This is a genomic window from Streptosporangium sp. NPDC005286 (genome assembly GCF_040607515.1).
Taxonomy (GTDB): Bacteria; Actinomycetota; Actinomycetes; order Streptosporangiales; family Streptosporangiaceae; genus Streptosporangium.
In genome coordinates this window covers 188,315-214,200 of record NZ_JBEXGU010000001.1, presented here as the reverse complement: position 1 = coordinate 214,200, position 25,886 = coordinate 188,315, and the positions used below count along the sequence as shown (strand labels likewise).

At 69.1% G+C, this 25,886-nt stretch carries 26 protein-coding genes and 1 tRNA gene; 11 read left to right on the top strand and 16 right to left on the bottom strand.

Translation table 11 applies throughout. The annotated features are described in order from the left end of the window. Positions 1 to 66: 66 nt before the first annotated feature. Both ABZU75_RS01015 and ABZU75_RS01010 read right to left on the bottom strand, forming a co-directional pair. The gene (locus ABZU75_RS01015) at positions 67 to 1,569 is read right to left on the bottom strand and encodes an amino acid permease (RefSeq protein WP_355547708.1); all 1,503 of its coding nucleotides are present in this window, start codon (positions 1,567 to 1,569) and stop codon (positions 67 to 69) included. A gap of 226 nt (positions 1,570 to 1,795) precedes the next feature. Next, positions 1,796 to 3,115, bottom strand: coding sequence for an MATE family efflux transporter (locus ABZU75_RS01010; RefSeq protein WP_355547705.1), 1,320 nt, complete (start codon positions 3,113 to 3,115; stop codon positions 1,796 to 1,798). Between the two features lie 338 nt (positions 3,116 to 3,453). Between ABZU75_RS01010 and dnaB the strand changes: the two genes are divergently transcribed. Continuing rightward, complete coding sequence (dnaB, locus tag ABZU75_RS01005) at positions 3,454 to 4,809, top strand: replicative DNA helicase (RefSeq protein ID WP_030919742.1); 1,356 nt, start codon at positions 3,454 to 3,456, stop codon at positions 4,807 to 4,809. A 353-nt stretch (positions 4,810 to 5,162) separates the two neighbouring features. Continuing rightward, on the top strand, positions 5,163 to 6,368 hold the full coding sequence (locus ABZU75_RS01000; RefSeq protein WP_355547700.1) for a hypothetical protein: 1,206 nt from the start codon (positions 5,163 to 5,165) through the stop codon (positions 6,366 to 6,368). 169 nt (positions 6,369 to 6,537) lie between these two features. Here the strand turns inward: ABZU75_RS01000 and ABZU75_RS00995 are convergent, their stop codons facing one another. Both ABZU75_RS00995 and ABZU75_RS00990 read right to left on the bottom strand, forming a co-directional pair. Further along, positions 6,538 to 7,203: a response regulator transcription factor gene (locus ABZU75_RS00995; RefSeq protein WP_355547697.1), complete on the bottom strand. Its 666-nt coding sequence runs from the start codon at positions 7,201 to 7,203 to the stop codon at positions 6,538 to 6,540. A 104-nt stretch (positions 7,204 to 7,307) separates the two neighbouring features. Then, positions 7,308 to 8,615, bottom strand: a complete 1,308-nt coding sequence (locus ABZU75_RS00990; protein WP_355547694.1) for a histidine kinase — start codon at positions 8,613 to 8,615, stop codon at positions 7,308 to 7,310. A 276-nt stretch (positions 8,616 to 8,891) separates the two neighbouring features. Between ABZU75_RS00990 and ABZU75_RS00985 the strand changes: the two genes are divergently transcribed. Further along, complete coding sequence (locus tag ABZU75_RS00985) at positions 8,892 to 9,224, top strand: DUF5335 family protein (protein ID WP_355547691.1); 333 nt, start codon at positions 8,892 to 8,894, stop codon at positions 9,222 to 9,224. A gap of 294 nt (positions 9,225 to 9,518) precedes the next feature. Here the strand turns inward: ABZU75_RS00985 and ABZU75_RS00980 are convergent, their stop codons facing one another. Together ABZU75_RS00980 and ABZU75_RS00975 are read right to left on the bottom strand one after the other, a co-directional pair. Further along, the gene (locus tag ABZU75_RS00980; protein ID WP_355547688.1) at positions 9,519 to 9,797 is read right to left on the bottom strand and encodes a hypothetical protein; all 279 of its coding nucleotides are present in this window, start codon (positions 9,795 to 9,797) and stop codon (positions 9,519 to 9,521) included. 145 nt (positions 9,798 to 9,942) lie between these two features. Continuing rightward, entirely contained in the window at positions 9,943 to 10,875 is a 933-nt protein-coding gene (locus tag ABZU75_RS00975) for an NADP-dependent oxidoreductase (protein ID WP_355547685.1), read from the bottom strand. Positions 10,876 to 10,970: 95 nt separating this feature from the next. On the opposite strand from ABZU75_RS00975, the gene ABZU75_RS00970 reads away from it, so the two are divergent. After that, complete coding sequence (locus tag ABZU75_RS00970) at positions 10,971 to 11,414, top strand: helix-turn-helix domain-containing protein (RefSeq protein ID WP_355547682.1); 444 nt, start codon at positions 10,971 to 10,973, stop codon at positions 11,412 to 11,414. 112 nt (positions 11,415 to 11,526) lie between these two features. Here the strand turns inward: ABZU75_RS00970 and ABZU75_RS00965 are convergent, their stop codons facing one another. From ABZU75_RS00965 to ABZU75_RS00955, 3 genes are all read right to left on the bottom strand, one after another. After that, entirely contained in the window at positions 11,527 to 12,264 is a 738-nt protein-coding gene (locus ABZU75_RS00965) for a phosphodiesterase (RefSeq protein ID WP_355547679.1), read from the bottom strand. 138 nt (positions 12,265 to 12,402) lie between these two features. Beyond that, positions 12,403 to 13,137 carry an ABC transporter permease gene (locus ABZU75_RS00960; RefSeq protein ID WP_350913641.1) on the bottom strand — a complete coding sequence of 245 codons (735 nt, stop codon included), beginning with the start codon at positions 13,135 to 13,137 and terminating at the stop codon, positions 12,403 to 12,405. Next, positions 13,137 to 14,033: an ABC transporter ATP-binding protein gene (locus ABZU75_RS00955; RefSeq protein ID WP_355547675.1), complete on the bottom strand. Its 897-nt coding sequence runs from the start codon at positions 14,031 to 14,033 to the stop codon at positions 13,137 to 13,139. The genes ABZU75_RS00960 and ABZU75_RS00955 overlap by 1 nt, the downstream gene beginning before the upstream one ends. Before the next feature lie 155 nt (positions 14,034 to 14,188). On the opposite strand from ABZU75_RS00955, the gene ABZU75_RS00950 reads away from it, so the two are divergent. The 3 genes from ABZU75_RS00950 (at position 14,189) to dnaN (ending at position 17,576) form a co-directional block, all read left to right on the top strand. Next, positions 14,189 to 15,718: a histidine kinase gene (locus tag ABZU75_RS00950; RefSeq protein WP_355547672.1), complete on the top strand. Its 1,530-nt coding sequence runs from the start codon at positions 14,189 to 14,191 to the stop codon at positions 15,716 to 15,718. Beyond that, entirely contained in the window at positions 15,715 to 16,374 is a 660-nt protein-coding gene (locus tag ABZU75_RS00945) for a response regulator transcription factor (protein ID WP_355547669.1), read from the top strand. The genes ABZU75_RS00950 and ABZU75_RS00945 overlap by 4 nt, the downstream gene beginning before the upstream one ends. Positions 16,375 to 16,475: 101 nt before the next feature. Further along, a complete protein-coding gene (dnaN, locus tag ABZU75_RS00940) occupies positions 16,476 to 17,576 on the top strand; it encodes a DNA polymerase III subunit beta (protein ID WP_355547666.1) in 1,101 nt (366 codons plus the stop codon). Between the two features lie 129 nt (positions 17,577 to 17,705). On the opposite strand, the gene ABZU75_RS00935 is transcribed toward dnaN, so the two are convergent. The 5 genes from ABZU75_RS00935 to upp form a co-directional block, all read right to left on the bottom strand. Beyond that, positions 17,706 to 18,407 (bottom strand): FCD domain-containing protein, encoded by a 702-nt coding sequence (locus ABZU75_RS00935; RefSeq protein ID WP_355547663.1) that lies wholly within the window; start codon positions 18,405 to 18,407, stop codon positions 17,706 to 17,708. Positions 18,408 to 18,516: 109 nt separating this feature from the next. After that, positions 18,517 to 19,875 (bottom strand): helix-turn-helix transcriptional regulator, encoded by a 1,359-nt coding sequence (locus ABZU75_RS00930; RefSeq protein WP_355547660.1) that lies wholly within the window; start codon positions 19,873 to 19,875, stop codon positions 18,517 to 18,519. Between the two features lie 141 nt (positions 19,876 to 20,016). Continuing rightward, entirely contained in the window at positions 20,017 to 20,547 is a 531-nt protein-coding gene (locus ABZU75_RS00925; protein WP_030919774.1) for a PH domain-containing protein, read from the bottom strand. Positions 20,548 to 20,867: 320 nt separating this feature from the next. Further along, the gene (locus ABZU75_RS00920) at positions 20,868 to 21,098 is read right to left on the bottom strand and encodes a hypothetical protein (RefSeq protein ID WP_030919778.1); all 231 of its coding nucleotides are present in this window, start codon (positions 21,096 to 21,098) and stop codon (positions 20,868 to 20,870) included. A 185-nt stretch (positions 21,099 to 21,283) separates the two neighbouring features. Beyond that, positions 21,284 to 21,922, bottom strand: a complete 639-nt coding sequence (upp, locus tag ABZU75_RS00915) for a uracil phosphoribosyltransferase (protein ID WP_350955987.1) — start codon at positions 21,920 to 21,922, stop codon at positions 21,284 to 21,286. A gap of 178 nt (positions 21,923 to 22,100) precedes the next feature. Here upp and ABZU75_RS00910 point away from each other — a divergent pair, with 178 nt between their 5' ends. From ABZU75_RS00910 to ABZU75_RS00895, 4 genes are all read left to right on the top strand, one after another. Then, a complete protein-coding gene (locus ABZU75_RS00910) occupies positions 22,101 to 22,610 on the top strand; it encodes a tRNA adenosine deaminase-associated protein (protein ID WP_355547654.1) in 510 nt (169 codons plus the stop codon). A gap of 16 nt (positions 22,611 to 22,626) precedes the next feature. Next, complete coding sequence (locus tag ABZU75_RS00905) at positions 22,627 to 23,118, top strand: tRNA adenosine deaminase-associated protein (RefSeq protein ID WP_350913622.1); 492 nt, start codon at positions 22,627 to 22,629, stop codon at positions 23,116 to 23,118. A 17-nt stretch (positions 23,119 to 23,135) separates the two neighbouring features. Then, entirely contained in the window at positions 23,136 to 23,579 is a 444-nt protein-coding gene (tadA, locus tag ABZU75_RS00900; protein ID WP_343970930.1) for a tRNA adenosine(34) deaminase TadA, read from the top strand. 24 nt (positions 23,580 to 23,603) lie between these two features. Continuing rightward, a tRNA-Ser gene (locus tag ABZU75_RS00895) sits at positions 23,604 to 23,693 on the top strand. Between the two features lie 103 nt (positions 23,694 to 23,796). Here ABZU75_RS00895 and ABZU75_RS00890 read toward each other — a convergent pair. Next, entirely contained in the window at positions 23,797 to 24,099 is a 303-nt protein-coding gene (locus ABZU75_RS00890) for a type II toxin-antitoxin system VapB family antitoxin (RefSeq protein ID WP_355547650.1), read from the bottom strand. 106 nt (positions 24,100 to 24,205) lie between these two features. After that, positions 24,206 to 25,063 (bottom strand): neutral zinc metallopeptidase, encoded by an 858-nt coding sequence (locus ABZU75_RS00885; protein WP_355547647.1) that lies wholly within the window; start codon positions 25,061 to 25,063, stop codon positions 24,206 to 24,208. Positions 25,064 to 25,886: the final 823 nt, after the last annotated feature.

Genomic DNA, 25,886 nt, shown 5'->3' with positions numbered 1-25,886 from the left:
CCTCCGGCCCGGGGAGGCCGGATTTTCGAGGGACGGGACCCCGCGCTCCAGACGCTCGCGGAGACCTCAGCGCCGGTGCCTGCCGCGGGACCCGGTGCCGGGGCCGCCGGGACCTTCCGGAGGGCCGGGAGGCCCCGGCGGCCCTGCGGAGGGGGCGGGAGCCTCGGGGACGGACTGCGCCATCCTGGCGAGCACGCTGTTGCGCCTGCCGTACACCAGGTAGACCAGCACGCCGAAGGCCATCCAGATGATGAAGTACAGCCAGGTGATGAGCTGGAGGTTCACCATGAGCCAGAGGCAGGCGGCGATCGAGGCGATTGGCACGCCGGGAGAGAGCGGGGTGCGAAAGCCCCTGGGCAGGTCCGGCATCGTCTGCCGCATCCTGATCACTCCGCCGGCCACGGAGATGAACACGAACAGGGCACCGATCACGACCAGCGGTTCGAGCGTGAACACGTCCACGAACTCGGCCAGCAGGATCGCCAGGAATCCGATGACCAGCGTGGCCCTCGTCGGGCTGTGGTAGCTACGGTTGATCTTGGAGAGCGAGCGGGGGATCAACCCGTCGCGAGCCATGGAGAACAGCACGCGGGTCAGGCCGACGAGCAGCACCAGGACGACCGTGGTGAGGCCGAGCACCGCTCCGATGTTGATGACGTGCACCATGAAGCCCTCGCCGGCGTCGCGGAAGGCGTTGGCGAGTGGCGCGGCGGTGTCGATCTTGTCGTACGGGGTCATCCCGACCATCACCAGCGCGACCGCGATGTAGATGACCGTAGTGATCACCAGCGCGCGGATGATGCCCTGCGGGATCGAGCGCGGGGCGTCCTCGGCCTCCTCGGCGGCGGTGGCCACGACGTCGAAGCCGATGTACGCGAAGGTGATGACCGCCGAGGCCGCGAAGATGCCGAACCAGCCGAAGGCGCCCGTCTGGCCGAAGACGATGCCGATCAGCGGGGAGTGCAGGGCCTCCTCGGCCTTCTCCGCGGGCACCGCCGGCACCGGGATGGCCGCTAGGTTGCGCTGGTCGAAGTGGAGGGCGCCGACCACGATGACCGCGCCGACGGCCAGCAGCTTGGCGATCACGATGATCCACAGGGCGCGCAGTCCGACGCGGGCGCCCAGGGCCACCACGGCCGTCAGGATCACCAGGATGAACAGCGTGAAAAGATCGAAACCCGTGTGCCGGCCGACCATCCCCGCGACCACGTCGGGAAGGCGTACCCCGAAGTCGGTGAGCATCTGGGCGGCGTAGAGCGACCACGCGCGGGCCACCGTCGCCGCGGCCAGCAGGAGTTCCATGACCAGAGCCCAGCCCACCACCCAGGCCCAGACCTCGCCGAAGATGACGTAGCTGAAGGTGTAGGCGCTTCCCGAGGCAGGCATGGCGGAGGACAGTTCGGCGACGCAGAAGGCCACCAGCAGGCTGGTGATTCCCGCGATCATGAAGGAGAGGATCACGCCAGGCCCGGCCATGGTCGCCGCCTGGCGGCCGGCGAGGCTGAAGATGCCCGCACCGATCATGACGCCGATACCGAGGACGACGAGATCGGCTCTGCGATAGGCCATGGGCAGGCCGTGGCGCGCACCGGTCCACCGGTCTGTGGCATGGCTCGGTGGCATGCGGCGCACGATCGACGGGGGAGGACCTTCGGGCACGACCTGGCCAATCGTGATGGGCTAAATACCCTTATTGTCGGACTTGTTTCACAGTGCCGCAGGGGGGTCACCTGGGACAAGTGCTATCCGGTCACGTCGTGGACACCACAGTGTCACGCCCGGATTACCCGCCCGCTCAGCCGCCGACCACCAGCCACGCCGGGCCGTACACGCGCGTCGAAAGGGTGATCAGCCGGGCGATCATCCACAGCCCGAACGCCAGCCAGAGCGTCACCAGGCCACCGCCCCAGAGATCCACCAGTAACGCGGCGGGCAGGTAGGCGATCGTCGTCCACACCCCCGCCCAGGCGAGGTAGCGCTGGTCCCCGGCACCGATCAACACACCGTCCAGCACGAACACCACCCCGGCGATCGGCTGCAGGGCGGCCACCACCCAGAGCAGGTCGAGCAGCTCCGCGGCGACGGCCGGGCTCGCGTCGAACAGACCGGGGATGAACGGCCTGGCCACCAGCACGGCGAGGCCGAGCAGCACGCCGGAGCCGACTCCCCAGATCACCATCCTCCAGGTCGCCGCGCGAGTTCCCGCCACGTCGCCGGCACCCAGGGCGCGACCGGTGATCGCCTGTCCGGCGATCGCGATCGCGTCCAGGGCGAACGCCATCAGGATCCAGATCCTGATGGCGACGGTGTATGCCTCGATCTGGTCCGTTCCCATCCGGGTGGCCATCGTGGCGGAGACGGCCAGCACCGTCTGCAGGCACGCCGTACGGATGATCAGGGCGATCCCGGCCGAGCCCGCCGCCCGCACGCCCGCCGGGTCCGGGCGGAACGGCGCACGGTAACGGACGAAGATCAGGACGAGGTAGACGGCGGCGGCGAGCGCCTGGGCCAGCACCGTGCCCCAGGCCGAGCCGGCGATCCCCCAGCCCAGTCCCAGGACGAACACGACGTTGAGCACCGCGTTCAACGCGAAGGATCCCCCCGACACCAGCAGCGGAGTCGAGGCGTCCTGCATGCCGCGCAGCACGCCCGTGCCCGCGAGTACCACCAGCATGGCGGGAACGCCGAGCAGGCTGATCCGCAGGTAGGTGACCGCCTGCCGGGCGAGCTCTCCCTCGGCGCCGATCAGGTGGATCAGCCAGGGGGCCAGGGGCCAGACGACCACGATGATCGCCAATCCCACCCCGGCGGCCAGCCAGAGGCCGTCCACCGCCTGCCGCAGTGCCCGCCCGGTCTCGCCCGCCCCGATCTGCCTGGCCACCGCCGCTGTCGTGCCGTAGGCCAGGAACACGCACATCCCCACCAGGAAGCTCAGCACCGTGCTCGCCACCCCCAGGGCGCCGAGCGCGGGGGCGGGCAGGCGGCTGACGATGACGGTGTCCGTCAGCAGGAAGAGCGGCTCGGCCACCAGGGCGCCGAACGAGGGCAGTGCCAGCCGCAGGATCTGCCTGTCGTGGTCGCGACCAGAGCGGCCGGGTCGAGGCGTAAGAGTCACAGCTCCATTGTGTCTCTTACCTCCCGATGGATCTTCAGCAGGATGAACCGGTCGGCTCATGACATCTAAGGCGACTCCCGGCGTGTCGCCCCAACTTTCTTTTCTCCACAGGCGGTGGATTACATTTCCCCTGGTCAGAAAGATATCCACAGCTGTGGACAACAGTTATCCACAGGACTGTCCCCAGGCTGCCCACACCTCTGGGGAAGAAGTGCACAGCTTATCCACACCTCTGTCGACAGCCCGCGTTGCCAGTCGGGGCGCCGAGCCGCGAAACTGTCACACCGGTCGGCTAAAAATAGAGATAGCGTAACTGTGTTCGAAAGAGGGGGTGTTCGGTGAGCATCGCAGAGCCACCGGTCTTCGAGCCAGGTTTCGAGCGCACCCCGCCGAACAACATCGAGGCCGAGCAGTCCGTCCTGGGTGGCATGCTGCTCTCCAAGGACGCCATCGCCGACGTGGTCGAGATCCTGCGATCCGATGACTTCTACCGGCCCGCCCACCAGATCATCTACGACATCATCACCGACCTCTACGGTCGGGGTGACCCCGCCGACGCCGTCACCATCTTCGATGAGCTGCAGAAGCGAGGCGAGGTCGCCCGGGTCGGCGGCGGAGCCTACCTGCACACGCTGACCGCCGTCGTGCCGACCGCGGCCAACGCCGGTTACTACGCGAGGATCGTCCGGGAGCAGGCCATCCTCCGCCGCCTGATCGAGGCGGGCACCCGCATCGTCTCCTACGGCTACGGTGGCCAGGACGAGGAGGTCGACGACCTCGTCGACCGCGCCCAGGCGGAGATCTACAAGGTCACCGAGCGCCGCACCTCCGAGGACTACATCCCCCTGGCCGACATCATGCCGGGTGCCCTCGACGAGCTGGAGGCCATCGGGGGCCGGGGTGGTCAGATGGTCGGTGTCCCCACCGGATTCCAGGACCTCGACTCGCTCACCAACGGCCTGCACCCCGGCCAGATGATTGTCGTGGCTGCCCGTCCGGCCATCGGTAAGTCGACTTTGGGGCTAGATTTCGCCAGATCTGCTGCTATCAAGCACGGCATGACGACTGTGGTGTTCTCGTTGGAAATGTCCCGTAACGAGATCACGATGCGCCTGCTGTCGGCCGAGGCACGGGTGGCACTGCACGCCATGCGCTCGGGCACGATGACCGACGACGACTGGGCCAAGCTGGCCCGGCGGATGGGCGAGGTGGCCGAGGCGCCGCTGTTCATCGACGACTCGCCCAACATGTCGATGATGGAGATCAGGGCCAAGTGCCGCCGTCTCAAGCAACGCAACGACCTGCGGTTCGTCATCATCGACTACCTGCAGCTGATGTCCTCGCCGAAGAAGACCGAGAGCCGCCAGAACGAGGTCTCGGAGATCTCCCGGGCCATCAAGCTGCTCGCCAAGGAGCTGGAGGTCCCGGTGATCGCGATCTCCCAGCTCAACCGTGGCCCCGAGCAGCGAACCGACAAAAGGCCCATGGTCAGCGACCTTCGCGAATCCGGAAGCATCGAGCAAGATGCCGACATGGTCATCCTGCTCCACCGGGAGGACGCCTACGAGCGAGAGTCGCCCAGGGCCGGTGAGGCCGACCTGATCGTGGCCAAGCACCGTAACGGCCCCACCGCCACGGTCACCGTGGCCTTCCAGGGCCACTACAGCCGCTTCGTCGACATGGCCCCCCACTAGGCGGACCTGTAGGGTCTCACCGCTCTTGGCCAGTTCTCATTGGCCAAGGCCACTGTCCGGCCAGTTGGCCACCATGCTGAGACGGTATGGAGTCCGTCGTCTCGTCTCAGGGAAGCAGACACCGTCCGCTCCCGGCCCAGCCACTCCGAGCTCGCGAGCCCGCTATGGGGATGGCCGACTGTCACATCGGACTGGTCGTAACTCGGCCATGCCGGCGCGGGTGGCGTGCGCTCGCGGGGCTGCGGATCCCCCGTGTGGGGGACCGGGGTCCCATCGCGGGGGGAGTCGTCCGGGCACGGCCGGGACGAGCATGGGAGTGCGAGATTCCACGCACTTCTCACCAAGAGGGCACCTTGTCATCCTCATCCTTCACCCCGGATGGCCGACCCGTCGGGGACCCGGCGACGCCGACGCGGCACCAGGCCGCCACCGCGCCCTCGTCCATCCCTGAGCCGCCCTCCGCCACCACCGCACCCGCCCCCACTGCCGAGACATCGGCCATCGCCGGGTCACCGGGCACCGGTTCGGGATGGATCGGCTACGCCGCGGCGATCTGGGCCGCCGTCTACGGTGTCGTCGCGCTCATCTGGACCATCACCGGCAGCGGATTCCCGTTCGGGCGCAACGACCCGCAAGGCCGGGCGGGGCCACTGCGGGACCTGCCGCCCGAGGTCGGTGCGCCCCTCTTCGCGCTGGTCCTGCTCGCCACCACGGTCGCCTGCCTCGCCATGGCCGGTCCGCACGCGGTGCGGCCGTCGCGGGCGGGCCGGGCCCTTCTGCTCGGCTTCGGCTGGACCGTCGCCGCCGCCCTGCTGGTCCTCGTACCGACCGTGAACGTCCTCGCCCTCACCGGGTACGCGCCCATGCTCATCCTCGGCGCCCCCTTCGGCTGGCCGCGGGGGATCGACTACGGGACCGTGTTCACCTGGTCGCTGGGCAATCAGGTGTGGTGCATGCTGGGTGGATTCCTCGCCGCCTGCACCGTGCTCTCCTGGCAGCGCCGCGGCCGGGGCGCTTGCGCCCGCTGCGGCCGCGGCCGCGACTTCTCGGGCGCCGACCGCTTGCGGATCGCCGCCTGGGGCCGCCGGGCCACCATCGTCGCCGTCGTCATCCCCCTGCTCTACTCCGTGAGCCGCTACGCCTGGCTGGCGGGCGTACCGCTCGGCATCAGCGACGAGATGCTGCGCGACCTGTGGGACAGTGGCGCTGTGTGGGCCGGCGCCGGTCTCGGGACGTTCGCGGTCGCCGGCGCGATCCTCACCCTCGGGCTCATCCAGCGCTGGGGCGAGGTCTTCCCTCGCTGGATGATCGGCCTGGCCGGCCGCCGCGTCCCGATCAGGCTCGCGGTGATCCCGGCGGCGTACGTGGTCCCCATCGTGATCTCCGGGGGCCTCGGGATGATCTTCTCCCTCGAGAGCGGGCATCTCACGGGCTACAGCCCGGTCCTGGCCGCCACGCACGCGCTGTGGCCGCTGTGGGGTGTCGCGCTCGCGGTCGCCACCTACGGGTACCAGGTGCGGCGGCGCGGCGTCTGCGGCACCTGCGGAAGGCAGGGCTGAGCGGGCCATGCCGACCATGCGGTCCATCCCCGTCCTGCTCCTGGGCACCCCACGGGGCCGGGTGCCCAGGAGCACTCCCGGAAGCACGGAGCGGCAGGCACGTCCCGAACGGCCGGCCGTCCCGGGACAGCGGGCAGGTTCCGGAGGGCGGGAAGGTCCGGAGTGACGGTCAGCCGACCGGGCTGACGAAACCGGACTCGTAGGCGGCGATCACGGCCTGGGTCCGGTCGCGGGCTCCGAGCTTGGCGAGCACGTTGCCGACGTGGGTCTTGACCGTCTCGGCCCCCACCACCAGCCGCGCGGCGATCTCGGCGTTGGACAGGCCGGTGGCCATCAGGCGCAGGACCTCCTCCTCGCGCTCGGTCAGGCGGGCACGGCGGAGCCGGTCGGCGGCCGACCCGTCGATCCCGCCGAGGCCGTACGCGCCGGCCAGGCGCCGGATCGCCGCCGGGAACACCAGGGACTCCCCGCGTGCCACCACCCGTACCGCCTCCACGACCTCCGGCGGCCGGGTGCGCTTGAGGATGAACCCGGCGGCGCCCGCGCGCAGCGCCTCGTACACGTGGTCGTCGTTCTCGAAGGTCGTGATCACCAGCACGCGTGGCGGCTCGCTCGACGCGCCGAGCAGCCGGCGCGTCGCCTCGATGCCGTCGATCGCAGGCATCCGCACGTCCATGAGGAGCACGTCGGGCCGGGTGCGGGCCACCATCGCCATCACCTCGGCACCGTCGGCGGCCTCCCCGACGACCTCCAGATCGGACTGCGCGTCGATGATCACCCGGAGCCCCACCCGGATCAGTTCCTCGTCGTCGACGATCGCCACCCGAATCGTCACGGCCCCTCCCTCTCCGCAAGCAGTGACCATACCCGGACCGCCGTCACGATACGCGCGTCCGTACCGGAACCCTCGTCACGAGCTTGTCTCCCCCGCTGGGGGCGTCACGATGCCTCTCCCTCCAGTGCCGGCAGTCGAACCGAGACGCGCCAGTGGGCGCCGTCGGGGCCTGCCGTCATCGTGCCGCCGAGCAGCGTGACACGTTCGCGTATGCCCTCCAGCCCGCGCCCGCCCTCGCGCCGTGGATGGGAGGCGGCTACGGGATTGGACACCTCAATCGTCAGCGTAGGCCCGGTCACGGCGACGCGCAGCGCGACCGGAACCGGTCCCGCGTGCCGGAGCACGTTCGTCAGGCTCTCCTGGATGATGCGGTATCCCTCCCGGGACACCAGGGCGGGCAGGTCGTCCACCGAGCCCTCGATCTCGGTGTCCACCTCGACGCCGGTTCCGCGCGAATGCGCCACCAGCCTGTCCAGGTCACCCAGCTCGTGCGGCGCCCCGCCGACCCGCGCACCGGCTCGCTCGTTGGCCCCCCGAGCGGCTCGCTGCCGGCCCAGCTCGTCGGCCCGCTCGTCTTCGCGCAGCATGCCGAGCACCCGGTCGAGGTCTTCCGTCGCGGCTCGCCCGGTCTCCTCGATCGCCTGGAGCGCGCCGCGGGCGAACTCCAGGTCGGTGTCCAGGAGGTGCAGCGTGGCGGACGCCTGCAGCATCGTCACGGTCAGCGCGTGCCCGATGGAGTCGTGCAGCTCGCGGGCCAGCCGGTTGCGTTCGGCGAGGCGGGCCGCCCGCGCCTCCAGCGCCGCGATGCGTTCGGCCGGCGAGGGTCCGAGCAGCACCGGCGCCATGACGGCCGCCAGCGCCCCGAGCCCCGCCACGGCGTACAGGACCCCGGCGAGCGTGGCCACGCCGAGCAGCGACAGCCACCCGGTGTCGTGCTCGTCCAGCGGCCCGATTCGCAGCCCGTCCAGCGCGCCTCCCGTGATGCCGAACCACTGGACGACGAACGTCACACCCATCACCAGGGGAATGAGGATCAGCAACGCGACGACCCCGCCCGCGACCAGGTGAACGGCGAACCACAGGGCCGCCCGCAGGCGGGTCTCCCACGCCTCCCGTCCGGACTCCGCCGTCCCGGTCGGATCCGGAAGCTCGACGCCGAGCAGGGCACGCGCGGCCGCGATCTCCAGTGCCCTCGTCCCACGCAGGAACGGCGGCACCACGCCGATCACGACCGCGAGGGCGAGCACGAGCAGCAGCAGCCCGTAAGGCGCGTCCGGCACGGTGAACATCTGCGCGAACAGGACCGCCACCAGGACGTACGGCAGCAGCAGCACCCCGCCGAGCAGCAGGTGGACCCCTTGCCGATAGGTCGCCCCGCTCACCAGCGGCCTCACAACGGCGCCAACCCTCACGCCCGCCATTCTCCCGCAGCCCTCCACGCCCCAGGCGACCAAGGGCAAGACAGTCAAGTTCGGGAGTCTCACAGATGAGAGCGGGTGAGCGGCACCGTGGCCGCCGGCGCTGCTACGGGGTGCCGGTCAAGACCGGGAGCCGCGGCCGTATGGCGTTCGGGATGCTGCTGCCCCGACGGGGGATTCCTACTCGATCGGGTGATGTGGCATGGTCTCGGGATCGCCAAGGATGGGGACCACGCGGCCTACGGGCTTTGAGCGGGAGGGAGCCATCACATGAACCAGCAGCGGTCGGAACTCGTGCGTGAGGAGTGGCGTGAATTCTTCGACACCATGACGCGCAACTACGAGGGCGCCGAGGTGACGATCGAAGTGATGAGCAAGGACTTCGGGGACCTGCTGGGGGCCGAGAAGCTACCGCTGGCCTACCTGGAGTACGACCCCAAGGACGATCAGTTCTCGATCGGAGTGGGCGGCCGTGACGGGCGCTATCCGGTGGTGCTGCGCCATGCCGTCGACCACCCGCAGAGGATCCTGACCGACACCCTGCAGCAGGGCACGGTGCGAGCGTTCGACGTCTTCGACGCCGAGGGGGGCAGACGATCGTGACCCTCTACCTGACCTCGATCTCCTCGGCGTAGCCACGAACTCCCCGCGCCCGGGAGACGACCGCCCGCTTTCGGAGAACCACTCGGGGCGGCGCCAGGAAACCCGTCACCGGCAACAAACGGGAGAAAGTGCAGGTCGGCGGCTTGTGTCGAGGAACTGCGACGGGCACGTCCGGATCCGGCACGGTGCGGAGGAGATCGCCGTCAAGCCGTGAAAAGGCCTCACCCCGTCGCCCGGCCCCATGTCCGAGGCAAGGACGGTACCGAGTCCGCAGGAGCCGGCCGTGTCGATGCCCTACTCCAGCGCGGCATCGAAGCGGTCGGCCAGCACGAGAAACGCGTCGTCCCAGCCGCTGGAGCTCGCGACCTCCTGGATCTGCCCGGTCGGTGCGAACAGTGTCACGAGCCCGGGCGGGAGCCGGCCGTCCGCGCCGATCCGGGCGATCGCGGCGTCGATCTCCGCCAGAGCCGCGTCCGCGTTCTCCCAGGAGGACCAGGCGAAGTCGTTGTCGGGCTGGGCGAGGAGCACGCGCACCTCGCCGAGCACTCGCAGGAGATCCGGGTGCGGCGTCATGGCCACTATCCAACTACCTCCACGAACTCGCCGGTACAGGAGGAAAGGGCAGCGAACGCATCGTTGTGGCATCCCTTTCGGAAAGAGGCCGACACGCCGTCTTGGCGACCTCGGCCCGGTGCCCATGACCGGACCGTCACGGGGATCAGGGGATCAGGACGATCTTTCCGGTGGTGCGGCGGGTCGACAGGAGCTCGTGCGCCTTGGCCACCTCGGTCAGCGGCAGCGCCTGGTCCACATGGACCCTGAGCCGGCCCGACTCCGCCAGGGCCACCAGCCGCGACAGGTCGGCCGCCGAGGGACGCACGTTCACCACCGCGAGCCGCACCCCCAGCTCGGCCGCGCGTTCCCCGGTGATGCCCAGGTTGCCCCCGACCGCGCCGACGAGCACGCCGCCGGGCTTGAGCACGGCGGCGGAACGCTCTCCGTAATCGCCACCCACCAGGTCGAACACCACGTCCACCGGCTCGGTCTCGGTGACGAAGTCGGCGACGGTGTGGTCGATCAGCGTGTCCGCGCCGAGCTCGCGCAGGAGGTCGTGCTTGGCGGTCCGAGCGGTACCGGTGACGTGCGCTCCCCGAGACGCGGCGATCTGGACGGCGAGATGGCCGACCCCTCCGGCGGCGGCGTGGACGAGCACCCGCTCCCCCTCGCCGAGGCGGGCGATGCCGACCAGTGCCTGCCAGGCGGTCAGGCCGGCCAGCGGGAGTCCGCCCGCCTCCTCCACGGACAGGGTGGCCGGTCTGTGGACGATCTCGTTGGGCGAGGCGAGCACGTAGTCGGCGTAGGCGTTGCCGGCACCGGGGAAGGCGAGCAGGCCAAGCACCTCGTCACCGGGGGCGAACGCGGACACGCCGGGTCCGGTGGACTCGACGGTGCCCGCGACGTCCCAGCCGAGAACGAAGGGCGGCGAGCCGAGCAGCGGGTAGGCGCCGGAGCGGACGGCCCCGTCGACCGGATTGACCCCGGCGGCCCCGACCCTGATCAGGACCTGCCCGTGATCCGGTTCAGGCCGGTCGACCTGGGCGGTGCCGAGTACGGACGGGTCACCGAAGGCGGACTGGGTGATGGCACGCATCGTGATCTCCTCTGCGGGGAAGTTCGTCGAGATCAATCGTCCGCGATGCCGGTATCTCTTGGTAAGAAGGCACCTTTGAGATATATAGGTACCTTGTGGAAACTATTTCTGGCCTGCGAGAACGTGGCGCCGTCGACGCTTACCTCCGGGAGTGCGGCTCGCGGAAGGTGCTGGAGGCGATTGCCAACAAGTGGACCTGCCTGCTGGTGGACGCCCTGCGGGACGGCCCGGTCCGGTTTGGTGTGCTGCGCCGCAGGCTCGACGGGATCACCCAGAAGAGCCTCACCCAGTCGTTGCGGAACATGGAACGCGACGGGATGGTGATCCGCACCGTCTACCCGACGATCCCGCCCCGGGTGGAGTACGAGCTCAGCGCGCTGGGCCACAGCGTGGTCACGCTGATGGAGGGCATCAAGAGCTGGTCCGAGGAGCACATGCCCGAGATCATGGCCGCCCGCGACGCGTACGACCTCCGCACGGGTGAGGAACCCAGGCCCGTACGGGCGGAACTGAGCGGTAACAGGGGGGCCGCGAAGTAGGCGTCCGCCGTGGTCGCGGCCGTGTCCCGCGTTACCGGGGCAAGCGCCGCGGAGAGCGGTGCGGTGGCCATGGCGATGCCGGCCCCCTCCTGGAACTCGGGCCGAGGCGAGGTCAGAGGACCGGGCGGACGTGGGTGACGAGGCGGCCGTCGTCGAAGACGTGGATGGCGATCTGCGGCGGCAGGTCGTAGTCGACCGGGACCGGGATGTCGAGTTCCTGGTTGAGCAGCAGCGTCGAGACGACGCCGGGAGCGACCGAGAGCGGCAGGCCGGCGAAGGTGGTGCTCGCCGCGGTGTGGGCGTGGCCGACGATGATGGCCGCCACCTGCGGGTACCGCCGCACGATCTCCTCCAGCCGCTCCGGGTTCCGTAGCCGGATCGCGTCCACGTACGGGATGCCCAGCGACACCGGCGGGTGGTGCATACCGATGATGGCCGGGGTGTCCGGGCTCTCGGCGAGCACGTCCCGCAGCCAGGCGGTCGTCTCGTCCTCCAGGAAGCCCTCCGGCCGGCCGGGGACGCTGGAGTCGCACAGCGCGACGGTGAGCCCGTCGAGCCGGAGAACCTGGTTGACCGGCCCGTCGCCGTCCTCGTCGAGCATGACCTTGCGGAACGCCGAACGGGCATCGTGGTTGCCTGGACAGATGATCGTCGGATGGCGTGTGGTCAGCAGCTCGCGCGCGATCTCGTACTCCTGGATCAGGCCGTTGTCGGCGATGTCGCCGGTCACCACGACCGCGTCCAGCGGGCCGGAAAGGTTCTCCAGGTGCCGCATGACGGATCGGGTCCTGTCGATGCTGCGGGGGGAACCGTCGATGTGGACGTCACTTACGTGCGCCAGGATCAGCATCACTCAAGAGTGACATATCAGCCTCCCGCCGCCCAGTACGTCGAACCCTTCCCGGGAAAGAAGGCGGAAACAAGCCGTGGCCCGTCCCTGCCCCACGCGAGGGACGGGCCACAGCGGATCGTCATCACACCCTGTCCGCTACTCCCACCGGAACAGTCGGGTGGCCAGTCCACCCGTGACCAGCAGGGTCACCGCCACCACCACCAGGTGCAGCGGCTGTGGCGCGTGCCCCGCCCACGTGTCGCGGAGCGCCGTGGCGAACGGCGCCATCGGCAGGAAGTCGCCGATCTGCCGCACCAGGTCCGGCATGAACTCCCTGGGAACCCACATCCCGGACATGAACAGCAGCGGGAACATCAGCAGCGAGCCGATGCCCGGCGCGGACTTCGCGCTGGGCGCCAAGGCGGAGATCAGCAGCCCCAGGCCGAACATCGAGGCCGTGCCGAGCACGAACACCCCGGCGAAGGCCAGGAGGTTCCTGGGCGGGGTCAGGCCGAGGACGAGGCCACCGAGGCCGATCAGGAGGACGGTGGCGATGATCGCCACCGCGAGGTTGTTCACGACCTGGGCGACCAGCAACCGGACCGGGTTGACCGGGGTGGTGGACATCCGGCGCAGCACGCCGCTCTCCCGGTAGCTCACCAGCGCCGCCGGCAGGGTGGTCAGTGCCATCGTCACCACGGCCAGGATCACCATCATGGTGGGAAAGTGAGTGTCGATGATCCGCTCCCCGCCCATCTCGGGAGGGGTCTCCTGAAGTCCGGCGGTGCTGCCCAGCCCGAGCAGGAGCACGAGGGGGAGCAGTATCGCGAAGATCGGGCCGGCGGGGTCCCGCAGGAAGAGCTTGAGCTCGGTCAGGATCATCTTGTTCATCAGGAAAGCTTCTTTCCGGTGAGGCCCAGGAAGGCGTCGTCGAGATTGGCCTGCTCCACGCGCAGGTCGGCGGGTACGACATGGGCGGCGGACAGGGCGATCGTGATCGCGAGCAGCAGGTCACCGGTACCGGTGACCGTGATCTGCCCGCCGCTCCGCCTCATCTCGGTGACCTCGGGCAGTGCCTTGAGCACCGAGTCGTCGAACGGCTGGGAGGGCCGGAACCTGACGGTCTGCTGCCCGCCGACCTTGGCGATCAGGCCCGACGGGCTGTCCAGCGCGACCAGCCGGCCGGAGTCGATCAGCGCGAGCCGGTCGCAGAGCCGCTCGGCCTCCTCCATGAAGTGGGTGACCAGCAGGATCGTCACACCGTCATCGCGCACCCGCTCGATGAGCTCCCAGGTGTCCCTGCGGGCCTGCGGGTCCAGGCCCGTGGTCAGCTCGTCCAGGATCGCCACGCGCGGGTTGCCGACCAGGGCCAGTGCTATCGAGAGCCGCTGTTGCTGGCCGCCGGAGAGCTTCCCGTAGGGAGTGTCGTGCTTGTCGGCGAGCCCGACCCGTTCCAGCAGCTCGACCCAGTCCGCGGGGGTCCGGTAGAAGGACGCGTACAGGTCGAGCGCCTCCCACACTTTGAGCTTTCCCGGCAGCGTGGAACTCTGCAACTGGACGCCCAGCTGTTCCCTGAGCTCGGTGCCGGTGAGGCCGCCGAGCACGCTGACGGTCCCGGAGTCGGGGACGCGCAGGCCGGCGACGCACTCCACGGTGGTCGTCTTGCCGGCACCGTTGGGGCCGAGAACGCCGAAGATCTCGCCCTCTTCGACGGTGAACGAGACGTCGTCCACCACCAGTTGGTCTCGGTACTGCTTGCGGAGGTTGCTGACCTCGATGACCTTCATGCCAACCGACGCTAGGAGTCGCACCGCGCGGGGAGAATCCACCTGGACCCCAGGTGGGGGCGGGCCAGGCACCCGGCAGGGGTGTGGCTACCTCCACCCCCGGACGGCGTCCGCCACCACTGGGCACATCCGGAGACATCATCGAGACTTGACACATGAAGACGTACGCGGCGGCGGTCGGCAAGGCACTGGCCCTGGGGGCGATGGCACTGGTGGACATCGCCCTGGTGGCACTGACCCTGTTCGCGTTCCTGCTGACGTTCGGGTTGGGGATGATCTTTGTGTTCCCTCCGACGGCCTGGCTGATCAGGTACCGTACGGCGTTCGCCAGGAGGTTGACCGGCACCTGGCTCGGGACCGCGGTGCCGGTTCCCTACCTGCCGCCGCCGCTGCCGACGCGACCCCAGCCCGACGGGTGGTACCGCCACGAGCGCCAGCTCTACAAGACGCCACGCTGGCCCGACTGGAACAACCGCTGGAAGTGGATGTTCGGCGACCCGGCCACCTGGCGGGACGGGCTCTGGCTGTTCCTCAACCCGGTGGTCGCGGCCGCTCTGTTGCTGCTCCCCCTCACCCTGGCCACAGGCGCAGTCCTGGCGTCGCGGTCCGCGATGCCGGCGGTCGTGCCCCCGCTCCTGGGGGGCGCCGCCGCGGTCGCGCTGATCGCGCTGCCCCACCTGCTGCGGGGGTACGCCTGGTGGAACCACCTGTTGCTCTCCCCCACGGCCAAGTCCGTGCTCGCGGGGCGGGTCCAGCGGCTCGACCAGGCGCGCCTGGCGACGGTCGACTCCCAGGCGTCCGAGCTGCGGCGGATCGAGCGCGACCTGCATGACGGTGCGCAGGCGAGGCTTGTCGCGATGGGCATGACGCTGGGCGCGGTCGAGGAACTGATGGACAAGGATCCGGCGGCCGCCAAGGCCCTGCTCGGCAAGGTCAGGGAGGCCTCCTCCACGGCGCTCGTCGAGCTGCGTGACCTGGTCAGGGGCATCCATCCACCGGTCCTGGCCGAGCGCGGCCTCGGTGACGCAGTGCGCGCCCTGGCGCTGGACAGTCCACTGAAGGTCACGGTCACCGTGGACCTGGACGCCCGCCCGGACTCGCCCGTCGAGTCTGCCGCCTACTTCTCGATCAGCGAGCTCCTCACCAACGCGGCCCGCCACGGTGGCGCCGAGCGGGTGTCGATCGACATCAGCAGCCATGACCGCGCGCTGCGCGTCGTGGTCACCGACGACGGAGCGGGAGGCGCCGACCCGTCGCTGGGCAGTGGCCTGCGAGGCATCGAGCGCAGGCTGGCGGCCTTCGACGGGGTGCTCGCGGTCAGCAGTCCGCGCGGTGGCCCGACGACCGCCACGTTCGACCTGCCCAACGCGCTCGCCGAGAAGCGCCGGGACAGCACGCCGCTACCTCGGGGGAAGGCCGTCATCGTTGGGATCTGCTGGGGGCTCGGCTGGCTACCGCTCTTCCCGCAGGGGCTGGTGACGATGGTCATGAAGATCATCGACACCGAGCACCTCAGCTGGTTCCTCGCGCTCTACCTGCCCGAGCCCCTGCAGTGGCCGCTGATCGTCTTCAACATCGCCCTGGGCCTCTCCATGTACGCCGCGGGCATGATCATCCCCGCCATGCACTCCAGCCGGCGCCGGCTGGCGGAGGTCGTGCCGGCCCGCCTATGGTTGGGTCGATGAGCCTTAGAGTCGTCATCGCCGAAGACCTCTACCTTCTGCGGGACGGTCTGGTCCACCTGCTCCAGGCGCACGACTTCGAGGTCGTGGCGGCGGTGGAATCCGGGCCCGAGCTGATGAAGGCGCTGATCGAGCTCCGGCCCGACGTGGCGGTGGTCGACGTGCGCCTCCCGCCCACGTTCACCGACGAGGGGCTCCAGGCGGCGCTGGCAGCGCGCAGGGCCGTCCCCGGCCTGCCGGTGCTCGTCCTGTCCCAGCACGTCGAGCAGCTGTACGCGCGCGAACTGCTGGCCGACGGCTCGGGGGCGGTCGGTTACCTCCTCAAGGACCGGGTCTTCAACGCCGAACAGTTCGTCGACGCGGTCCGCCGGGTCGCCGCGGGAGGCACCGCGATGGACCCGGAGGTGATCGCCAAGCTGCTGGCCAGCACCATCCGTCACCAGCCGCTCGGCGCGCTGACCCCGCGCGAGCGCGAGGTGCTGGAGCTGATGGCCGAGGGCCGCTCCAACGCGGCCATCTCCCAGCGCCTGTTCCTCAGCGAGAGCGCGGTGGGCAAGCACACGGCCAGTATCTTCGCCAAGCTCGACCTTGTCCCCTCCGATGACGACAACCGCCGCGTGCTCGCCGTCCTGACCTATCTCAACGCGGCCCGGGGCTGACTTTCCCAGGCCCGGACCCTGTTCTGTCGGTCCTAGCGGATAACGTGCTGAAGGACGGTTTCCGCACGTGGCGGTGCTGTTCAGGACGAAGGGATGATCAGGTGAAGTTCCGGGTTAACCGTGATGTCCTGGCCGACGCGGTGGCCTGGGTGGCCCGGGTGCTGCCGAACCGACCGGCCATTCCCGTGCTCTCCGGGCTGCTTCTGGAGGCCGACGGGGACGATCTCGTGCTGTCGGTCTTCGACTACGACGTCTCCGCCCGCGTCTCGATCGAGGCTGTCGTGGCGGAGCCCGGCAGGGCACTGATTCCGGGCCGGATTCTCGCGGAGATCACCCGCAGCCTGCCCGGCGACGTGGTGGAGGTCGTCAGCAGCGGTTCCGAGGCGGTTCTGACCTGCGGCAGCGCGGAGTTCGGCCTGTTGACCATGCCGGTTGAGGATTTCCCCTCCCTCCCCGAGATGCCCCCCAAGATCGGCGCCGTGGGCGGCGGGATCTTCGCGACCGCGGTCGGCCAGGTGGCTCCGGCGGCCAGCCGCGACGAGACCCTCCCCATGCTGACCGGCATCCGGGTCGACATCTCCGGCGACGACGTGACCCTGGCCGCCACCGATCGCTACCGCATCGCGGCCAGGGAGTTCGGCTGGCGCCCCGAGCGGCCGGGCACCGCGGCCGCCGCCATGGTGCCCGCGCGAGTGCTTGTCGAGGTGGCCAGATCGTTGCGCGGAGGCGAGGTCTCCGTGGCGCTGGGTGAGGGCATCGCCGGTTTCGAGAGCGTGGGCAGGGCCACCACCGTCCGCCTGCTCGACGAGCAGTTCATCGACTACCGCGCGCGGCTGACCGACGACTGGTCGATCCGGGCCGACCTGCGGGTGGCCCCGTTCGTCGACGCGATCAAGCGGGTCGCGCTGGTCGCCGAGCGCAACACCCCGATCCGGCTCTCCTTCGGCCAGGGGCAGGTTCTCATCCAGGCGGGTGGCGGCGACATCGGCCGCGGCACCGAGGTCGTCGACGCCGAGTTGTCCGGTGACGACATCCAGATCGCCTTCCAGTCCCACTTCCTGCTCGACGGCCTGAACGGTGTCGAGACCGAGTTCGTCCGGCTCAACATGGAGTCGCCGAGCCGCCCGGCCCTCATCACCGAGGTTCCCGGCGATGCCGACCCCGCCTTCCGCTACCTGGTGATGTCCCTGCGCCTGACCTGAACGCCTCCATGCCCGGCGCGCCGGGGGATCTGGGCACCTGCCGGGACGTTTCCCGCGCCGGCCGTCTCGCTGCCCAGGGGTCCTCTCACAGTGCGGCCCCGCACTGTGAGAGGTCATGGGAAGGAGGGGTCAGGCGGAGAGTTCCTGTTCCTCGGTCAGGGCGATCAGGATGTGCTCCATGCACGCGTGTCCCGCGTGTTCGGCGGCGGCGGCGTCACCGGCCGCGATGGCGCGGGCGATGGCGTCGTGCGGGATGTAGGTGGTGTTCAGGGTGCTGCTCAGCGAGGTGCCCGCGGCGGTGATGCTGGCGCGCAGCGCCGCTGAGAAGTCCTCGTAAAGCTCGATCAGCACCAGGTTGTGGGTGGCACGGACCACCGCGATGTGGAAGGCCAGGTCGGCCTCGACGAACGTGTTGGGTTCGCCCAGTTCCCAGGCGTTGTCCCGCTCGGTCAGCGCCGCCTCGATCGCGGCGATGTCGGCATCGGTGCGTCTGGTCGCGGCGAGCCTGGCGGCCTCCACCTCCAGCGCACGCCGCACCTCCAGGATCTCAAGCTGTTCGGCGGAGCGTAGCCGCCGCAGCATGGCCCCGGAGAGTTCGCTCGTGGCGCGAACGTACGTCCCGTCACCCTGGCGACACTCCAGCAGGCCGGCGTGTGTGAGCGCCCGCACCGCCTCGCGCACGGTGTTGCGACCGACCCCGAGTTGTTCGGCGAGTACGGTCTCGGTAGGAATCTTCGCGTGCATCTGCCAGGAGTTAGAAGTGATCTGCTCCTTGAGTTGATCGATCACTTGGTCGACGAGGGATGCTCGCTGCGCCGTACGCAGACTCACCGTCCGCCTCCTCCGGAGAAACCAATCATCCTATGAATCAATGACTGGTAGACCCTAGTTATTCCAGAGGTGCGAAAACAAATCTGGAACTCCCTTAGCGAAACCGGTCTTACCGGACCAGAGCCGAGTCGACGGTCACGCCCACCAGCGCGTCGCGCACCCCAGCGGTTTCGAGAGCCCTACGATACGCGCTGGCCTGGTCATCACGCGCACCGACCTGGCCGTACAGGTCTCCGAGGTCACGCCAGACCCGCGCGGTCCCCCGGTCAGGGCCGGAGAGCTCGTACCGGACGCCGTTCAGCAGCCGCTTGGCGGTGTCCAGGGCGGTTGTGACGTCGCTCCGGCCGTGGGCCAGCGCGGTCCGGGCGAGAACCAGCTGCGCGGTCGCCCCGATGGCACCCGCCTGGCCGCCCGGCATGTCGAGGGCGGTTCCGGCCAGATCCGCCGCGCCCTGAGCGTCGCCGGTCGCCAGCCGGACCTGGGCGAGCACGATGATGCTCCTGATGTACTCGTGGATGCGCTCGGGGAACGCCGCGAAGACCTTGCCGGCGCTGGTCGCGAGCTTGTGGGCCTCGTCGAGTGACTCGCCGTCCGTGGAGGCGGCGAGACGTGCCCAGTCCATCGCGATGAGGGCGAGCTGCGACGCCATCCGCGCCGGGCGCCCGGTCGCGATCGCGTCGTCGGCGAGGCGGACGGCCAGTGCCGAGTCCTCTCTGCCGGAGGCCGCGACACTCGCTCGCCAGAGGGCGTGGATCTCCGCGGTGCGGTTGACCGCGGTGGGGACGCCATTGGTCGACAGGACGTGCCGGACGTAGGACATGCCCTGCGAGCCGGGCCCGCGGGGGGTTTCGGTCTCCATCAGGGAGGCGGCCAGTTCGACGGCGATCTCGCCCTGCGACAGGGGGAGCCGGTTGACCTCGCTGAGCGCGTGGGCGGCCAGGTCGCGCGAGCGAGGGGTGTCTCCGGCACGCTGGTAGCAGCGGCTCAGCGCCACCGTCAGCGGCAGGTCGGCCAGGCGCTCGGGGTGGGCGGCCGCCTCACGGCGGAGTCGCTCGAACGCCTCCAACGCCGGACCGACCCTGCCCTGGGCCTCCAGTGCGCGTGCGCGGCCGAGTCGCGCGTGCGCGGCCAGCATCGCGTTCTCCTCGCCGGCGACCTTGACGATCTCACCGAAACGGTCCGCCGCGACGGACGGGTCGCCGTGGAGAAGCTCCAACTCCGCGTGGCGCAGACCAAGCTCGGTGTCGATGCGCTGGCGCGGCTCGATCCCGTGCAGCAGGAACTCGGTGGTGCACCCCAGTCGCTCGGCCAGCAGACGGGCGACCACGGGGGTCGGCGTCCGCTTGCCGGACTCGATGAGGGAGACGTAGCTGTCGGAAAGGTCGGGCCCTGCCAGCTGGGCCTGGGACATGCGCCTACTCAGTCGCAGTCCGCGGACGCGGTCACCGATGGTTCCCTGACTCGGCATCTGATCTCTCAGGGCGGGGGATGGTCAATGTTCCCGCCATGATTGCATGAAGCAGTCGAATCGGGTAACCCCGCGTGAAAAATCCTCACCGGGGAGTGTGGGCAGCCACTATGTCATTGCTGTCAATATGGACATAGGGCGCTAATCATCCGAATCATTGCCCCCTGGGAAGAGCATCTGGCAGACCTCCAGGTAGAGGGTCTCCGGGTATGGAATGTAATTGACCCTCGACAGAGCCTGGTCCTGACCGGCCGACTCCAGAACGAACTCGCCGTAGCCCAGCATGCGGCCGAGGATCGAGCGCTGGAAGCTCATGTCGGTCACTTTGCCGAGCGGCATCATGTCGACCTTGCGGGTGATCAAGCCGGTGGTGAGCAGCATGCGCTTGGAGGTGACGACGAAGTAGTCGACCGACCACTCCGCGACCTTCCAGACGAAGCGGATCAACAACAGCAGCCAGGCCCACCAGACGATGACGAGCACGCCACCGCCGCCCTGGTCGCCGAACCACTTGCTCAGCAGTCCGGCGAGGATCAGGCCGCCGAAAACCTCGGCGACCGCGCGAAGCAGCACGGCCGGGTGGCGCCGCACCATGATGACCTGGTGTTCGTGGGGGAGTAGGTAGCGGTTGACCGACGAGGGGGCGGAGTCCCCGTGGGTCACTAGCCTCATGACAGATGTGAGACGAATTGGGCCAGAGAATCGGCCGCCGTGTAAACCGTGTCCATGGCACCCCTTACGGCGTTGGCTGCGTCACCTGGTCGGGTGAACAGGAAAAACGCCACAAAACCGACAGCGCTATACGATAGGACTTTCTTGACCTGCACGTTGGCCTCCCACTACCACTCACCCACTGCACCCGCCATATACATTACCCAGGGCCATGCCGCGGTAAAGCGCATCGGCTCATTCGGTCTCGTACGTGTCGCGAGGATCCCGCGCGAGGGCCCCGTGGGGCACACCTCCCGGACATCCGCGCCCCTCATGACCCGTCACCCGCGTTCGCTCGCGACCAGTGCGAGGACCTCGAGGTGCTTGCGGGCGATCCGCTCGACCAGCGTCGGATGGGCGTGGCCGACGACCTCCAGCGCTCCGTAGTGAGCCGCCTCTATGCAGCGGGTCACCGTGGTCGCCGGATGGACCTCGGAGAACTCGTCCCTGAGCGCGGCGCTGAAGTCCGCGTAAGGGTCGGGTTCGGTGTCCGGGATGATTCGCTCGCTCATGGTTCTCCCTGGTGTGCGCCCGCGGCCTCGGCGGACCGGGGACACAGAAGAGATGTCTTCGCGACTCTTCGTACCCACTCGACCGCGTTGTGTAACGATCGGCGAGTAGAAGAACCATCCTTCAAGGGAAAAGGATGGCTCTGAAATCCCGGAACCTTCGGGCCGGCGGCGATGCCGGGGAGTGCTCAGACGACGCCGTAGAGGCGGTCTCCGGCGTCGCCCAGCCCGGGGACGATGTAGCCGTGCTCGTTCAGGCGCTCGTCCAGGGCCGCGGTCACCAGGCGGATCGGCTTGCCGCTGCCGTTGAAGACCTCGTCCATGTGGGCGATGCCCTCGGGGGCGGCCAGCAGGCAGAGCGCGGTCACGTCGTCGGCGCCCCGGTCGAAGAGGAACTGGATCGCGGCGGCGAGGGTGCCGCCGGTGGCCAGCATCGGGTCCACCACGTAGACCTGACGGCCGGAGAGGTCGTCGGGCAGCCGGGTGGCGTAGGTCTCCGCCTGGAGCGTGGACTCGTTGCGGATCATCCCGAGGAAACCGACCTCGGCCGTGGGCAGTAGCCGGGTCATGCCCTCCAGCATCCCCAGTCCCGCGCGCAGGATCGGGACCACCAGCGGGCAGGGCTGTGCAAGCCGCACGCCCTTGGCGAGAGCCACGGGCGTCTGCACCGACCACTCGGTGACGCGGACGTGCCTGGTCGCCTCGTAGGCCAGCAGGGTCACCAACTCGTCGGCGAGACGCCGGAAAGTGGGGGAGTCCGTACCGGCGTCCCGTAGCACGGTCAGCTTGTGGGCCACCAGGGGATGGTCGACGACCAGGGTTTCCATGGTGGCCAAAGATATCCTGGACACTCGGCAGGCGATAAGCCGGGGGCGGGCGGGCGGCACCTGTTCGACATCACCCGCTCACTCGGATTTGATCACAATTTGGTTGGAGAGGCCCACGTCCGTGTCCCGCTTCTGAAAGCATTGACCTCCGTAGAGAAAGCATTCGGTGGGGATGGCCATGTCAGACGAAGACTCGCTGGACTTTGCCATCGTGATCTACCGCGAGGACGACGGCTGGGAGGCGGAGACGCTCCCCGTGTCCCTCACCTCCGACCTCGACGGCCTCATCCACGCCCTGCGCCAGCAGCCGAGCATGAACGGCACGATTGGCCTGGTCGCCGTTGGGGATGAGTTCTTCGTGGCGCTACGGGTGTTCGGCGAGAGGGTCGAGGTCTTCCTGTCCGACATCGCCGCGTCCTGGGATTTCCCGCTCGCCCGGCAGGCGCTGGAATACCTGGACGTACCGGTTCCCGACGAGGACGAACTCGACGCGATTCTTCAGGACGAGGAGACGGCGCTCCCCGCGGGGGACCTGTCGATCTTCGCGGACCTGGGGCTCGACGAGATGGAGCTCGGCATCCTTTCTGGCGACATCGACCTCCTGCCGGAGGACGTCCTGTCCAGCATCGCCGCGCGGCTGGGGTTCTCCGAGCCGTTCGAACGCGCCATCGACTCTGTGTTCGGCTGACCTCGGGAGATCGGCCATGCCCTCCAGACCACCCCGTAACAGTGTTTTCTCCGCGGCCTTCGTCCGTACGCCGGACGGTTGGAAAGGCGCGGAGGTCGACCTCAGTGAGGCCGAGATCGTCGACGATCTCGGCGACGCCGTTCAGGAGCATCTGGGGCTCAACGGCGACGAGCTTGCTCTTCTGTGTGTGGAGGTGGAGGACGAATGGTTCGCGATCGTCCGATACCAGGGCGACCTGGAGCCACGCACCTTCCTGTCCGATGCCCACGCGGGGCTCTCCGACGGCCTCGGTGAGCTCTTCACCGAGCTTGCCGGGGTGGCGGTCGACAAGGACACACCCGACCTGGGCGTGCGGCCGGCGGGCGACTTCGAGTTGCTGGACGACCTCGGGCTGAGTTCCGACGAGCTCGTCGAGCTCAGCATGGAGGAGGGCGCGCTCCCCGGGGACACGCTCTCGGTGATCGCCGAGCGGCTGGCCTTCGCCGACGAGCTCGACCGGTTGCGTTGACGGACTACGTCGGGGAGATGAGGCTCGCCCTGGCGCAGGCCGCCGAAGCCGGAGCCCGCGGCGAGGTGCCCGTCGGTGCGGTGGTCATCGGCCCGGACGGCTCCGTGCTGGGGCGTGCGGGAAACGACAGGGAGGCTTCGGCCGACCCCACCGCACACGCCGAGGTGCTCGCCCTGAGGCAGGCCGCGAAGGCGTGTGGGCGGTGGCGGCTGACCGGCTGCACGTTGGTGGTCACCCTGGAGCCCTGCACCATGTGCGCGGGAGCCGCCGTGCTCGCCCGGGTCGATCGCGTCGTCTACGGCGCCGTCGATCCCAAGGGCGGAGCGGCGGGGTCGCTCTGGGACGTGCTCAGGGACCGCCGCCTCAACCATCGGCCCGAGGTGCTGCGAGGTGTCCTGGCCGATGACTGCGCGGCGGTTCTCACCGAGTTCTTCACTGCTCGCCGGATGCGCGAGCAATAGCGGTTATCCGGTAGGCTGCTCCGCGGTGGAGTCGCCTAGTGGCCGAGGGCGCACGCCTCGAAAGCGTGTGATGGGGCAACCTATCCGTGGGTTCAAATCCCACCTCCACCGCCACACAGAAGGGGCTCCCGCGGTCGCGGGAGCCCCTTTCCGCGTTCTGCCGTCCTTCCCCGCCGCTCCATCCCTTTCGCGAGCCCGGCAAATCCCACCCGGGGCCTCAGTTCTCCGCGGGCAGTTCCAGGACCCGGGCGTGCAGCATCGAGCGCTGGTGCAGGGCCGAGCGCAGGGCCCGGTGCAGGCCGTCCTCCAGATAGAGGTCGCCGCGCCACTGGACCACGTGCGGGAACAGGTCGCCGTAGAACGTGGAGTCCTTGGCAAGCAGGGAGTGCAGGTCCAGCACCGCTTTCGTGGTGATCAGCGTGTCGAGCCGGACCTGTCGCGGCGGTATCTGCGCCCACTCGCGATGCGAGAGACCGTGCTCGGGGTAGGGCCGTCCATCGCCGACCAGCTTGAAGATCACAGTACGTAGTTTAGGAGAGAATCCGGCCTCTCGCCTGTCCGACCTTCATCGCCGCAGTTCGGAGGCCGTCTTTCGGATGCGTCCTGGGCAGGCGCCGCCGGAGTTCTCAGATGCCGCCGGAGAAGGTGTCGCACCTGCCGGGATCGCCGCTCCGGTAGCCGGTGGTGAACCACTTGACGCGCTGCGCGGACGTGCCGTGGGTGAAGCCCTCGGGGGTGACCCGGCCCTGGGTCCGCTCCTGGATGCTGTCGTCGCCCACGGCGGACGCGGCGCTCAGCGCCTCCTCGATGTCCGTCCCGCTGAACGGTTTCTCGAACAGGCCGGTCTCGTAGGCGTTCTTGGCCCAGGCGCCCGAGTAGCAGTCGGCCTGCAGCTCCAGCCTCACCGAGCCGCTCTTGGGGCCCTGCCGGTCACCCTGGACCCTGGCGTCGGTACCGAGCAGATGCTGGACGTGGTGACCGTACTCGTGCCCGATGACGTACGCCTGGGCGAAGGGGCCACCCTTGGCGCCGAACCTGCTCTCCAGTTCCTTGAAGAAGCCGAGGTCCAGGTAGACCTGGCGGTCGGCCGGGCAGTAGAACGGGCCGACGGAGGCGTCGGCGGCACCGCAGGCGGTGCCGACCTGGCCGGAGAACATGACGGTCTTGGCGGGCTCGTATCCTTCGACCGCCTTCGGCCAGTACTCCTGGATGCTGTTGACCACGCCGACCACCCGGCACTCCTCGTTCTGGTCGGCGTCCCGCCCGGTCTTGCACTGCGCCGAGAGGTCGGCGCCCGGGCCGACCGGGGCCGGTTCGGACCCGCCGGTGATGTCTCCGGGGTTGATCCCGAACACCAGCGCGAGGATGAGCGCGATGATTCCGGCCGCACCGCCGCCGACCGCGAGACCTCCACCGGGAACCCTCCCCCGGCCGCGGCTTTCGACCTGCGAGCTGTCCAGCTGGACATCGTCCTTGAAATCCATCGCCCGACGTCCCTTCGATCCGCTTGGGGCGCTTCCCCTGCCCCGAGAAGGGTCTGACATGCCCGCACAGGTCTCCCGCTCGACGCCCTGAGGCTCGGCGGACGTTCCCACGGTGTCGGCGACGGGAAAACCGGTTCTGTCCCATGCACCACGCGGTGGCCGTTCCAGGTCGAGGATTCCCCGTCACCGGGTCAGAGGCGGTGAGCGGTGTCTAACCGCAGTGCATCCACTTGCCTTCTGGTGTGCCCCCGTGGACGACGGGCTTGGAACCGATCCTGTACGTCTTACCGTCCTTTGCCTCTTTTGCGATGGGATAGCTGGCTACCTTGCGGTACGAATGTCCGCAGGAGCCCTGGGGAAAGGCCTGCGCGGGACCGGCGGACACCAGGGTGAAGGCGGCCGCAGCGGCCAAGGTCATGCCGCCCGCGACCCAACGAGTGATCTTCAAGGGCTCTCGCCTGACTGCTCAGGAGATGGTTATCAATCATCCCAAACAAGCAAATATGAGCGTGATCACGCTAGCATGGCCGCCTTTAACTTAACGGCGCTTCGCGCGTTCGGCACGGGCGACCGGGAGGTCGCCAGGCGGTTCTTCATCACCGAGGCGACGGTCAAGACCCACCTGGTGCACATCTACGGCGAGTTGGGCATGGACCCGCGCATCGCCGCCGTCACCGCCGATGGGCCGCCGTGGCGGCGCCGGCTCCGGCCTCGCTGCCGGCATGCACCTTCGGCATGGCCGGTTCCGCGCCGCCGTGGAGCGTCGGCCGCATTCCGGTCCGGGGTGGCCCCGGCAGCCGATGCTCCCCGGGACGTGGACACC